Here is a 12,761-nt window from a genome sequence, read left to right as displayed (position 1 = left end):
CGGTTAAAACAATCTTCATGAGGTGCGAGAGCAACACACGCTATACCGCACAGAGCGGTATAGCACAACCGCTAGAGGATGTTTTAGATACATGGCCACCGGCATTTACCTTTCAGCTATGACCCCGCTCTCAGGCAAGTCCCTGATTGCACTGGGTCTTTCCACCTCACTGCTCAAGCGAGCTAACAAAATCGGTTTCTTCCGCCCCGTCTTCAACGGCGTCACCGAAGCCGATGATCCCATGGTCAAGTTGCTCACCTCACGCAGCGAATCAACTATTTCTGTAGCACGCGGCGGCATCTCACTCGAACGCTGCCGTGAACTGCTGGCTGAAGGTAACTACGAAGAAATTTCCTCCACCGCGGTTTCTATCTACTCCGAGATGGCTGAAGAGTGCGACGCAATCATCGTTGATGGTACCGACCTGATGGCGCACAACGCCGCAACGTCAGAGTTCGACCTCAACGCGCAGCTCTCCCGCGACCTCGGTGTACCCGTCATCGCTGTCATCGGCGCTCAAAGCTCAAACACTGCCGACGCTATCAATGCCGTAGACGTTGCCCGCACCGAACTGAACGAAGCCAAAGTTGATGTTCTGGCAATCATCGTCAACCGCTGCGATCCCGAACTCGTAGATGACATCAAAACCAATGCCCACCGTGGCGTTCACAACCGCCCGGTCTATGCGATCCCCGAACTGCCCGAGCTGGCGCTTCCCTCCGTCCGCGAAGTCGTCAAGGCGCTCGAACTTGATGCCTCTGACATGGACGAAACCATGCTCAACCGCGACATCCACGACATCAAGATCGCGGCGATGACCGTCTCGAACTTCCTGTCACAAATGAACGACGGCGACTTCGTCATCGTTCCCGGCGACCGCTCAGACGTCATGGTAGCAACCCTAGCCTCAGCACTCGCCCCCAGCTTCCCCGCCCCCTCAGGCATGCTGCTCACCGGCGGCTTCGACGAAACCCTAGCCCCCGGTTCAGCACTGAGCTCACTGGTTGAACGCTCACCCTTCCCCGTCTTCAACACCGACCTAGACACCTTCAAAGCAGGACGCGCGGTCGCAAGCGTACACGGCGCGCTCTCCAACGGTCAGCCCCGCAAGGTAGCAGCCGCACTCGGTGCATGGTCAAACAACGTTGATGACCAGGAACTACTCGAACGCCTCGACCTAGACCGCCCCGTCACCATGACCCCGCTGCGCTTCTTGCACGGGCTCATCGAAAAGGCACGCTCCAACCGCCGCTCCGTTGTACTGCCCGAAGGCTACGACCCCCGCATCCTGCGCGCGTCCGAAATAATCATCGCACGCGACTTCTGCGACCTCGTACTCATCGGCAACCCCGAGAAAATCGCTGAAATCACCCAGAAAGAAGGCATCAACCTTCCCGTTGCAAAGAACGAAGGCGACAAGGGTGTTTGCATCATCGATATCGACAACAACGAATACTCCGAAGACTTCGCAGCCACCTACGCTGAGCTGCGCGCCAAGAAGGGCGTCACCCTCGAACAGGCACGCGAGAAGATGACCGACCCCTCATACTTCGGCACCATGATGGTGAAAAAGGGCATCGTTGACGGCATGGTCTCAGGTGCGGTCAACACCACCGCCAACACTATTCGCCCCTCACTGGAATTCGTCAAGACCCGCGAAGGCGTCAACATCGTCTCCTCCGTCTTCTTGATGCTCATGAAAGACCGCGTGCTAGTCTTCGGTGACTGCGCCGTGAACCCCAACCCCAGCGGTGAACAGCTCGCCGACATCGCCAAAGCCTCCGCCGAAACTGCCCGCCAGTTCGGCGTAGACCCCAAGGTCGCCATGCTCTCCTACTCCACCGGAACCTCAGGTTCAGGTGCAGACGTTGAACTCGTCATCGAAGGCGTCGAAGCCCTCAAGGCATCAAACCCCGACTTCCCCTTCGAAGGACCCATCCAGTTCGACGCCGCATCCAACGCATCAATCGCAGCCTCCAAACTGCCGGATTCAGAAGTTGCGGGCAAGGCAACCGTCTTCATCTTCCCCGACCTCAACACCGGCAACAACACCTACAAGGCCGTTCAGCAAACCTCAGGTGCCGTTGCGGTGGGCCCGGTTCTGCAGGGTCTCAACAAGCCCGTCAACGACCTCTCACGCGGTTGCACCGTAGAAGACATCATCAACACCGTCGCGATTACTGCTATACAAGCGCAGACTTTGTAAGATGGTCGCCCCTGGGTGCAATGTTTTACAAGGAGTGCTTCGCATCGGAACTACTGAGCACAGCTCTTACGTCTTGCGCTAACTCAGACCCGCTGCGCCCAGCAAGCACAGCGTCGGCAAGCTAACCTTTTCGCTTTGCCTGCACGCCAGAGGTCTCACGAACAAGCGTCCTTACAGCCAACAACTTTTCTATTTTTCATACCAATACAAGGAGTTATTTTTATGCTCGTACTCGTTATTAACTGCGGTTCTTCATCTGTGAAGTACCAGGTGCGCGACACTGAAGGCGCTACCGAAGATGCTCAGGTGATTGCCAAGGGTCTAATTGAGAACATCGGTACTAAGATTCCTAACCACACTGCGGCTCTTGAGCTGATGGCTAAGGATCTTGAAGAGCCCCTACACGGCAAGACCATCGACGCTATCGGCCATCGTATTGTACACGGCGGCGACGTCTTCTCACAGCCGGTTATCATCGACGAATCAGTCATCGAAAAGATTGACGAGCTGTCACCGCTGGCACCGCTGCACAATCCCGCACACGTACAGGGTCTGAAGGCTGCGACCGCAACCTACCCCGGTGTTCCGCAGGTTGCAGTGTTCGATACCGCCTTCCACGCGACTATGCCCGAGCACGTTTTCCGTTACGCTGTGCCCGAGAACTTCTACACTGACTACGGTGTACGTCGCTACGGCTTCCACGGCACCTCCCACGATTACGTGACCGGTATTGCCGCTGATTTCTTGGGTATTGAGCGTAGCGAATTTAACGCTGTGGTTGCTCACCTGGGCAATGGCGCGTCTATCACCGCGATTGAGGACGGCAAGTGCCTGGATACCTCTATGGGCTACACCCCCCTGGCTGGCTTGGTTATGGGCACCCGCTCAGGCGACATCGACCCCTCAGTTTTGACCTCTGTGCTGATGCAGGATTCAACCATGACTACTGAGCGCCTTGACACCATTCTCAACAAGGAGTCAGGTCTGCTCGCTATTGCTGGCAACAATGACATGCGTACTGTTGTTGATGCGATGGAGGCGGGCGACGAGCGTGCCAAGCTCGCGCTGGATATGACTTCATACCGTGTTGCTAAGTACATCGGTGGCTACAACGTTGCTGTTGGTGGCGCGCAGGCGCTGATTTTCACCGCAGGTATCGGTGAGAACTCCCACCAGTTCCGTACCCTGGTTACCGACCGCCTGGGTGCCCTGGGCATCAAGATTGATGAAGAGGCAAACAAGGTTCGTGGCGACCACGCCCGCATCATCTCCACCGAGGACTCAGCAATCCCCGTTCTGGTTGTACCGACTAATGAGGAAAAGGCTATTGCAGAGGCAACCGTAGAACTTGTTGCCGCCTAAGTAACAGCTTTTCTGGGGTAACCACGTAATTACCCCTGTAACTGCAAAGTGCCCTTGTGCCCGGAATTTACCCGGTTACAAGGGTATTTTTGTGGTTGCTAGCTGTAAGGTGGGCGGACGCGTGTCCTTACCAGAAACAGGTTCCTACCAGGTTGCCTTCAATAATCAAGATCTGAAAAACTATTGATTTCCACCACCCATACTGATATTGTGCAGGTCACGATAGGTAAATCTTGATCTCCAAGTTTCAGTCAAAAGCGACTGACTAAGCACTCAAGGAGTTTATGATGCGAATCGACCGAAACACCAAGAACACTGTAGTAACTGTGTTTATTGCACTTCCCTCCTAGTGGGAACTAATCCCTAGCTACGCTAACGTCAACAAGCAGGTTACACCATGAGGAAAATCGGCTACGCCTATTAATAAATTTGCGGCAGGGAATGCACCAACCCCACAAAATAAGGCGGGAATAGGGTCTCTATCCCATAAGCAAAAGCTCGCAATCGATAAATATGTAGCACTTGAAGGCAACGAATTTAGGCTAACCAAAGGAGCAAAGGATGCTCTATCAGATGCAGATCATAAAATAGCAGTTAGCTACCTCAGTAGTGTAAATTCAACCCTCGAAGGCATTCCCTATTATTATGTAGATTAACGGGCAAACATTAATTTCCGCGATTATTGGAATAATTTCTGAGAATATTTCGCTCTGGCAATTTTTACTTCTTTTAGAAAAATATTCAGCAATTATTGATTAGTTCTATATTCTCAGAAACAATTTTATGTTTCACAGATTCCCCTTGCATGCAGGTTGGCGTGTTCCACTGAAAAGCTGAGCGCATCAGCACGGTAGCGTCAGGCGATACACCAGCAGGCAGCGGGTGTAAGAAATGCGTGGTCACTTAGCAAAGGGTGAGGTGGATGCGTGCACACCGGTCAGCAAGCAACAGGTAAGCGACCCAAGTTGCTGAACTGATACCGAGGCATACAAAAACCCGTCCCTCCGCAAGGAGAAGACAGGCTTATTGAAGTTTCTTACATCTCTATTTTCACAGTTGCAGTAGCAAATATGGCTTAGGAACTAGCACCATACGTTGAGGGCAGACGACCGCAACGGGTTGTCCCAGCTATTGCGGTCCAACCAATTTGCAAAGAATTAGGAACGAATTCAACGGTTTCAGGGGCAGATGAGAGAAACTCAGCCTCTTCAAAATTATTGCCCATGATAAAAGTGAAGGTAGTGTCGACTTCTTTTGCGGGACCGATGTATCGCAGTGACTGGGTAGCATCCAAATCTAGTTCAAACAGGTTACGGTCGTAATCGATGTATTCCACCATGGCAGGCTGGTTTGGCTCTTGAACATCGTTGTAGCGGGTCACACCACCGATGTACATGCCCTCTGCGGTGCCCTTGTAGATGACGGTTACTACGTAGGTGCCTGCGACATTACCGGCAGTCTGAGCAATGGTAACGGTGGGGCAAGAGCGGGCAGATGCCGCATAGGCTGGGATGGCGGTAGTTGCTGCAACGACGGGGGCTGCCCATGCGGCGCCCTTTACCAGCGAGCGGCGGTTAATGGATGATGTCATGGTTCTCCTTCGGGGATACTCACACTCAAGCAACATTACTTAACACAATAAACGTTATTGATTGACACTGCAAGTAATTGTTTAGGTGAGAAATAATCATAAACTATAAAAATCTGGAATATATTCGCTTTTTTCAGGAGCAATAAAAAGTGGCGGAAAGGCTTGCCACGCACCGACTCCTTTTAAATACCTGATCTTTTAAAGTACAATTCGGCACGAACAATCCCATGCCACACCAAATGCCGCTTGACTTGGGGAAATGCAGGGTTCAGCATACTCATTCCCACGCATACCCTGCACTCCAGTACCTGAAGTTTTCGCGCACCATCACACACCATAAGGCTACTTGTGAAGTTAAGCACCAGCGGCGCGGACGCGCGTCGGCAGGCACTCACCCACACCCACCACCCGCGTCCGCAAGCAAAATCTGACTACACCCCAACGGTATAATCATGTTCCCGCCACCTGTGAGAAATGTGTAGTCACCCAGTAGGGGGCATGGACGCGGCATGGCACCTCTCAGCCCACAGCAGATAAGACGCACCCACCCCACCTGCAACCCCACCACCTGAATCAAGAAAGCAGATAGAACGCACCCACCCCACCTCATATCCCCGCCAGCCTCTTTGGATATTTACCGCGAACTCTATAGATTGGTTTTATATTCAGTGTCACAGCCACAAACTGTTTGAAGGGTACTCATGAACAACCAACCAGGAGACCACCACGCACCAGAGGGCGCATCCGCACCCAGCGAAGGGCTCACACGCCCGCTACCCAACGACGTCTCACAAGGCTGGATGCCAGAAGACACCCGCCAAAGACCGCTCACCCCACTACCGGGTCCTAAGCTCTTCCGTTTTCAATCACTACTGCCCTTCAAATTCGCTAACGCCATACGCCACCCCGGCGAGCTACCCTGGCTGATTTCTGCCTACGGTGTGACACTCTTCACCTATATTGGTGTGGGCATCTACTTTCTAACCTCGTTCATTCCAGACCTCATGGCGATTGAGGTTGATGAAACCACAGGAACCGCCAGCAATATCGGCCTCATGGTGCAGCTCACCCTGCTCGCCGTCTACCTGCCACTACTCCTCTTTTTAGTGCGTGCGTTCATGTACGCACAGATTCGCGTCAACGCCGTACGCATTAGCCCCACACAGTTTCCCGAAGCCTACCAAATGATAGTAGAAGCAGCCCGTGCCGCCGGTCTACGCCGCGTCCCCGACGCCTACGTAATGCTCGGCAACGGCCAGATCAATGCTTTCGCCTCAGGCCACGGGCACCGCCGCTTCATTGTGATTTACTCAGACCTCTTCGAAATCGGCGGCGCACCGCGCAACCCCAACGCTCTGCGCTTCATTATCGGGCACGAAGTCGGGCACATCGCAGCCGGTCACGTCAGCTACTTCCGCCTAATATTCACCTCGCTCTTTATGCAACTACCCCTGGTCGGCTCCATTCTCTCCCGCACCCAAGAATACACCGCCGATAACTACGGCTACCGCTTCTGCCCCCAGGGCGCACCCGAAGTCACCGGCGTCCTAGCCGCCGGCAAATACCTCATGAACGAGGTGAACTTCGACGAATACGCCAACCGCGCTGTCTACGAAGGCGGCTTCTTCACCTGGATCGCCAACCTCAACGCATCCCACCCCGTTGGCACCTGGCGCGCCCACGCCCTGCGCGACCGCTCAGAACCCGGACGCCTCATTTGGCGCCCCAAGAATAACCCGCCCTACCCGCTCTCTATGATTCCTGCCGCCGAACCCGCAGAGACCTGGGCAGACCCGCTGCAGGCAACCGACTACATGGCAACCTACCCCGAAAACCCAAACAACCAGCACTTCGGTATTGTTCAGGTCGAACAGAAAGTACCTGCCCGTCACCGCGACCGCCGCGTAGCAGACATGCTCGAAACCCAGTGGGCGCCCCCACATATACGCGAAGAGCGGATGCGCGCAGCACAGAACGCACCGCAGAGCCAGGGGCAAGGTCAGGCCCAGCCGCAAAGCCAACCCGAAGACTAAAACCAGCGCCCTGCCGAGAGTGCAACTTCGCACAGGTTTTCACGCAAAACATGTTCAAAATTGCGCTCTCGGCAGGTCAGCTCACAGCTCAGATGCCCGCGATACACTAGAAACCCGCGTCCGCACGCAGGCATACCTTGCAGCTACCGAAAGAAATCATGGCCACCATCACCTTTGAGAACGTCACCTGCACGTACCCCGGCGCTCTACGCCCAGCAGTAGACAACTTAAATCTAAAGGTCGCCGACGGCGAGTTTCTGGTACTTGTAGGTCCCTCGGGGTGCGGAAAATCAACAACCCTGCGCATGCTAGCGGGGTTAGAAAACATCACGAGCGGACGCATACTCATTAACGGTGCAGACATCACCCACGTGGCACCGAAAAACCGCGATGTTGCCATGGTTTTTCAAAACTACGCCCTCTACCCACATCTAACAGTGCGCGGAAACATGGCTTTCCCACTGGTGGTCGCCAAGCAGCCCCGCGATCTTATCCAGCGCGCAGTTGAAGAGACAGCGGCAAAGCTGGATCTCACCGATTACCTCGACCGCAAGCCCGAAGAGCTTTCAGGTGGACAACGGCAGCGGGTGGCAATGGGGCGCGCAATCGTACGCCAACCCCAAGCCTTCCTCATGGATGAACCCCTCTCACATCTGGATGCCCAACTGCGTCAGCACACCCGCGCCCACATTTCAGAGGTGACCGGGCAACTGGGTATCACCACGCTCTACGTCACCCACGACCAAATAGAAGCAATGACAATGGGCGACCGCGTAGCAGTGCTCCACCAGGGGGTACTGCAACAGCTCGACACCCCCACCCGCATCTACGACCACCCCGCCAATACTTTTGTTGCCAGTTTCATAGGCTCACCCTCGATAAATTTCTTTCGGTGCCCCGTGACTGGCGAGGGCGCTTCTCTAGGTAGCTTCGTCCTGCCCTTACCTCAAACCAATACCGAGCAGGGGAACGCAGGGTGCGTCCTGCTGGGCATACGACCGGAACATCTAGAACTCACCGACGAGGGCAAAGGTATTGCGGGGCGTGTTGAGACCATCGAGGAATTAGGCGCGGACGCCTACGCTTACATTCGCACCGACGAGGTAGAACTCGCCGGGTACGGAGCTGATCTGCAACAGTGCGTGGCGGTGCGAGTACCGGCGCGTACTCTCACCCGCGACAGCAACATCTGGATTAAGCCCAGCGGCGCAGTACACTTTTTTGACGCTGACACCGGGAAAAACCTGCAAGTCTAAGAGCAACTCAGGGGCGGGTATACCGTGCGGACGCGCACCGGGCTAGCTGGGCACGCACGTTTCGCCCTTTCCACCCACCCCCCCAACGCCTTCCCCCCCCGGTGTGACCAGGTTCTACTCACCTGTGACCACGTTGTGCTCAAATGACCGCAATCAACGCGGTCACCTTGGGTATAACGTGGTCACACCCGAGGCGGGCGTAGGAGAACGAGCAGTTATAAACTAAAAACTATGCCTTCTCGTGCATCAACACCCGGCACCGCCACTCCAGACCACACCAGCAGGCACCGCCCCTATCAGGCTTTGCGTATTCGCTCAGAGGTCAGGACGCAACGTTACTGCCCGCGGGCTACTTTTTTCACCAGCCTGGTGAGCGCTCACCTTCCCCGTAGGAGTGCGCTCCTTGGGTGCCTACAACATGGGCTGACATGCCCTTTCAGCGATGTTGCTGGTAGTTTTTCTAGTTCACTGGTTTCTTGCTACCACCGGAACGCTCAGCTCTATTCTTCGTGTACGCATCCGCCCAGCCGTAGACTAGAACAGTGCCACTACCAACTTTTCTTCGCAAACCAGACCCACTGATTCTCATGATTCTTGCGGCGGTGGTTCTCGCTATTGCGCTGCCCGCACGCGGGGATTTCGCCGACTCTTTCTCGCTCGCCACCAAAGCGGCAATTGCGTTGCTGTTCTTTCTCTACGGCGCACGCCTGTCACCGCAAGAAGCCCTGGCAGGTCTCAAACACTGGCGGCTGCACAGCACCATTCTCGCTTTCACCTACCTGGTCTTCCCGCTGATTGGGCTGGCGCTCTTTCCGCTTAAATACGTTATTGGCAATGAACTGTATTTGGGACTGCTCTTTATGAGTCTCGTGCCTTCTACCGTTCAATCGTCGGTGGCTTTTACATCAGTAGCACGCGGTAATGTTGCCGGTGCCATCGTGGCAGCAAGTGCCTCCAACCTAGTGGGCGTGGTGGCTACCCCAGTGCTAGTCATGCTGCTCGTGCGCTCAGACTCCCTGACTATCTCAGGGCAAGTCTTTGTGAATGTCGCCCTACAACTGTTGGCACCCTTCGTACTGGGCCAGCTGTTGCGGCGCTGGGTAGGTAACCTAGCCAAAAAGAAAATCACCAAACACGTTGATCGCACCTCAATTGGTATGGTGGTCTACTCCGCTTTTTCTGCGGGAGTGGTCGATGGGGTATGGACGCACGTTTCACCCCCGCAGCTACTGGTACTGGTAGGTCTTTCAATACTGCTGGTATTGGGCATGCTGGCACTAACCAACAGTGTTGGGCAACGCCTGGGATTCAGCCGTGCCGACAGGGTAGCCATTCAATTCTGCGGCACCAAAAAATCCCTCGCCACCGGGTTGCCCATGGCAGCTATTATCTTCGGCGGCGCGTCCTTAGGGCTGCTTATTTTGCCGCTGATGATCTTTCACCAAGTGCAGCTCATGATTTGTGCCGGGCGGGCAGCAGCCTACGCAAAAGCCAGCAATATTGAGCAGTAACACAGCTTCACAGGGTGTTGCGAAGATCGTGGTAAGAGGTTTAGAGTACAAAGAACAGACTACTGACTATCTTTACCCTTGGAGGCAACGATGCCCGCAGCACGCACCCCACTTTTAGCTCTCAGCACCCTCGTTCTCACCTTCGGGTTAGTAGCGTGTGGAGCCTCAAAACCCGCCGAAACCGAAACCACCCAGGCACCCACCTCAACCGTTGAGCCCAGCGCTATCAACACCGGAGACACTGACGACATGAACGAGTCAGACGCACCCGACACCGCAGATAAGGATGCCGACGACGCTAACGGCGAGCGCGACGACAAGAATGACATGGACAATAAGGGTGATAAGGACGCCGACGTCGATGATACCGACAATGATTCAGATAATGATGATGACCGGTAAAAGAATAAGTTAAACACTTGTGGTGCGCCCCGCCGCCTTCACTGTTGAAGGTCGTGGGGCGCATTTTTGTGGTGAAGTTTCATTCACGGCAGGCAGGTTCAGGACGCGCGACCGCCCGACTGCCCGCCCCTGCGTCCACCCCGCCCCTGCTTCCGCTCTGCTCTGCTCCTCATGCGACTAGGCTCTACTCAGAGGTGACCAGGCTCCCGTCACTAGTGACCACGTTCTGCTCAGGTGACCACGATAAACGCGGTCACCTGAGCAGAGTACGGTCACAGTGAGCAGAACGCAATCACCCCTCTCATAGAAAAGTTTTAAAGTTTTTCTTAAAAAACTTAAACCGCTCGCGCACCCGGCTACGAACTCTTTATGTCAACGCCCCAACAAGGGCTGGTAAAAATCATTCTCAAGGAGAAAATCGTGGCAACTTTTGCACAGCGTTCATTCATGGTAGTTTCAACCGCAGCCCTCGCTCTGGGTCTGGCAGCCTGCGGCGCTAACGCCGAAAAAACCGGTGACATGATGAAAGAAACCTCAGCACCGGCGTCCTCATCAGCCATGATGGAAGAGTCCATGACGCCCTCACCCATGATGAGTGAGTCTCCCATGATGGACGACAAGATGGACAACATGGATAAAGAAAAGATGATGGATGAATCCATGATGCCTTCGCCCATGATGAGCGAATCAATGATGATGAAGGACGATATGGGCGGCATGTCTAATGACATGGATAAGAAGATGATGGACGAGTCGATGATGCCCTCACCTATGATGGACGAGTCAATGATGATGAAGGACGATATGGGCGGCATGTCTGATGGCATGGACGATATGAAGAAGTAACACGACATCACACTGGGATTATTCATGCTCGCGTAGAGCTAACGAGTAGCATAAGAGGCATGACAGACCGTACCCTGTACCCGGCATCTCAGGCGGTGGGCGCAACTGATGAGGATCAGTTGAAAGAGCTCATCGCCTGTACTGCTACGGGTAGTGAAGAGTGTTTTGAGCGGATGTACGATCAGCTTGCGCCTTATATTTATTCGCTGGTGTGGCGGGTCACGCGCGATCAGAGTCACGCTGAAGAGGTAACCCAAGAGGTATTTTTGGAGGTGTGGCAGAAGGCTCCGCTGTTTGACCCTGCGAAGGGTTCAGCGAGGTCGTGGGTGATGGTGATTGCCCATCGGCGCGCAGTTGACCGGGTGCGGTCGGTGCAGGCTTCTTACAACCGTGATATGTCTCAGGGCACTGCGGAATTTCAAGAGGTGTATGAGCACGTCCACGAGACGGTGAACTCCCATCTTGAAGCTGAGCATGTGGCTCAAGCACTGGCGTCCTTGCCGGTGGAGTACACAGAAGTTATTACCCTTGCCTATTTTGGTGGTCTGACGCAACGCGATATTGCCGGGGCACTGAATGTTCCCTTGGGTACTGTTAAATCTAGAACGCGGGCGGGTTTGTTGGCGTTACGCACTGCTTTGGAGGGGGTTTACGGTGAGCAATAAGTTCTTGAGTGAGGACGCGGCTGGTTACGCCCTGAATTCCCTGGGCGGGCAGGAGCGGGCGACTTTTGAGGCTGCCCTTGATAAGCCAACGCGGGAACAGGTGCGGGATGCCCAGGAGGTCGCGGCAACTATAGGTTTGGGGGTTATGCCCCTTGCTCCGCCCGCCTACCTCAAGGCGCAGCTCATGCAGCAGGTACGCAGCACACCGCAGGTTAAGCCCCCGGCTAGAGAGGACGGCGCGTCCCTACCCGGTGCAGAAGACCCCTCACTTTCATCAGCACATCTCATTTCGCCCCTTGATGCACCTGTTTCTCGCGCGCAGCGCCGAGCCCAGGAGCGCTGGAGTGGCACTTGGCGGGCGCTCACCCTCGTTGCGGCGGCAGCTGCCCTGGTTGCAGGTAGCTGGGGCTTCACCCAGTACCAGCAGTTGCAGGACACGCGCACCCAGCTAACTGCCCTGAAACAGCAGAGCGCAGGCACCGCATTAGTCGATCAAATCAGCATGGCTGAGGATGTTTCTCTCGCGAAAGGCAACATGGACGGCTCCAACGTTTCTGTGGTCTATTCCCCCTCGCACAATATGGCTGCCATCGCTACCGCTGACCTTCCCCCGCTACCGGAGGGAAAGGCTTACATGATCTGGCTCTACGATGCAGAGGGGCAGATTGTAGGCTCAGGCACGCTCAACGATGGGTCGGTGGGTCAGGTCTTCACCGAAATGACCGGGCAGGATCTCAGTCAGGTAACGGACTTCGGCATTACTGTTGAGGACGCAACTGCCACAGCCCCCAGCGACAAACCCCTGATGCTCGACGTCATGGCGCAGAACAACTAGCTCTGCCGCTTGCACTGCCCTGCACAAAACTTAAAAATAAAAACGCCGGTAAGT

At 54.9% G+C, this 12,761-nt stretch carries 10 protein-coding genes; 9 read left to right on the top strand and 1 reads right to left on the bottom strand.

All coding sequences use genetic code 11. From position 1 onward, the window contains the following. Positions 1 to 91: 91 nt before the first annotated feature. Complete coding sequence (pta, locus tag JR346_RS00510) at positions 92 to 2,206, top strand: phosphate acetyltransferase (protein ID WP_205482526.1); 2,115 nt, start codon at positions 92 to 94, stop codon at positions 2,204 to 2,206. A 222-nt stretch (positions 2,207 to 2,428) separates the two neighbouring features. Then, positions 2,429 to 3,568, top strand: a complete 1,140-nt coding sequence (locus tag JR346_RS00505) for an acetate/propionate family kinase (protein ID WP_205482525.1) — start codon at positions 2,429 to 2,431, stop codon at positions 3,566 to 3,568. Between the two features lie 1,075 nt (positions 3,569 to 4,643). Here the strand turns inward: JR346_RS00505 and JR346_RS00500 are convergent. Then, positions 4,644 to 5,159 (bottom strand): hypothetical protein, encoded by a 516-nt coding sequence (locus JR346_RS00500; protein WP_205482524.1) that lies wholly within the window; start codon positions 5,157 to 5,159, stop codon positions 4,644 to 4,646. A gap of 701 nt (positions 5,160 to 5,860) precedes the next feature. On the opposite strand from JR346_RS00500, the gene JR346_RS00495 reads away from it, so the two are divergent. The 7 genes from JR346_RS00495 to JR346_RS00465 all read left to right on the top strand — a co-directional run bounded on the left by JR346_RS00495 (position 5,861) and on the right by JR346_RS00465 (position 12,707). Next, positions 5,861 to 7,192, top strand: coding sequence for a M48 family metallopeptidase (locus JR346_RS00495; RefSeq protein ID WP_240333969.1), 1,332 nt, complete (start codon positions 5,861 to 5,863; stop codon positions 7,190 to 7,192). 158 nt (positions 7,193 to 7,350) lie between these two features. After that, a complete protein-coding gene (locus JR346_RS00490; protein WP_205482523.1) occupies positions 7,351 to 8,448 on the top strand; it encodes an ABC transporter ATP-binding protein in 1,098 nt (365 codons plus the stop codon). Between the two features lie 542 nt (positions 8,449 to 8,990). Beyond that, positions 8,991 to 9,959 carry a bile acid:sodium symporter family protein gene (locus tag JR346_RS00485; RefSeq protein ID WP_370592584.1) on the top strand — a complete coding sequence of 323 codons (969 nt, stop codon included), beginning with the start codon at positions 8,991 to 8,993 and terminating at the stop codon, positions 9,957 to 9,959. A 90-nt stretch (positions 9,960 to 10,049) separates the two neighbouring features. After that, positions 10,050 to 10,361 (top strand): hypothetical protein, encoded by a 312-nt coding sequence (locus tag JR346_RS00480; protein WP_205482522.1) that lies wholly within the window; start codon positions 10,050 to 10,052, stop codon positions 10,359 to 10,361. A 420-nt stretch (positions 10,362 to 10,781) separates the two neighbouring features. Continuing rightward, positions 10,782 to 11,207: a hypothetical protein gene (locus JR346_RS00475; RefSeq protein WP_205482521.1), complete on the top strand. Its 426-nt coding sequence runs from the start codon at positions 10,782 to 10,784 to the stop codon at positions 11,205 to 11,207. 59 nt (positions 11,208 to 11,266) lie between these two features. Next, positions 11,267 to 11,872, top strand: coding sequence for a sigma-70 family RNA polymerase sigma factor (locus JR346_RS00470; protein ID WP_205482520.1), 606 nt, complete (start codon positions 11,267 to 11,269; stop codon positions 11,870 to 11,872). Further along, complete coding sequence (locus tag JR346_RS00465) at positions 11,862 to 12,707, top strand: anti-sigma factor domain-containing protein (RefSeq protein WP_205482519.1); 846 nt, start codon at positions 11,862 to 11,864, stop codon at positions 12,705 to 12,707. The genes JR346_RS00470 and JR346_RS00465 overlap by 11 nt, the downstream gene beginning before the upstream one ends. Positions 12,708 to 12,761 lie beyond the last annotated feature (54 nt).

This window comes from Rothia sp. ZJ932 (assembly GCF_016924835.1).
Lineage (GTDB): Bacteria > Actinomycetota > Actinomycetes > Actinomycetales > Micrococcaceae > Rothia.
This window is presented reverse-complemented; position numbering and strand designations above follow the sequence as displayed.

Coding starts and splice junctions, on each gene's coding strand:
- JR346_RS00490 (WP_205482523.1), top strand. CDS start 7,351: ATGGCCACCATCACCTTTGAGAACGTCACCTGCACGTACCCCGGCGCT.
- JR346_RS00495 (WP_240333969.1), top strand. CDS start 5,861: ATGAACAACCAACCAGGAGACCACCACGCACCAGAGGGCGCATCCGCA.
- JR346_RS00480 (WP_205482522.1), top strand. CDS start 10,050: ATGCCCGCAGCACGCACCCCACTTTTAGCTCTCAGCACCCTCGTTCTC.
- JR346_RS00505 (WP_205482525.1), top strand. CDS start 2,429: ATGCTCGTACTCGTTATTAACTGCGGTTCTTCATCTGTGAAGTACCAG.
- JR346_RS00470 (WP_205482520.1), top strand. CDS start 11,267: ATGACAGACCGTACCCTGTACCCGGCATCTCAGGCGGTGGGCGCAACT.
- pta (WP_205482526.1), top strand. CDS start 92: ATGGCCACCGGCATTTACCTTTCAGCTATGACCCCGCTCTCAGGCAAG.
- JR346_RS00500 (WP_205482524.1), bottom strand. CDS start 5,159: ATGACATCATCCATTAACCGCCGCTCGCTGGTAAAGGGCGCCGCATGG.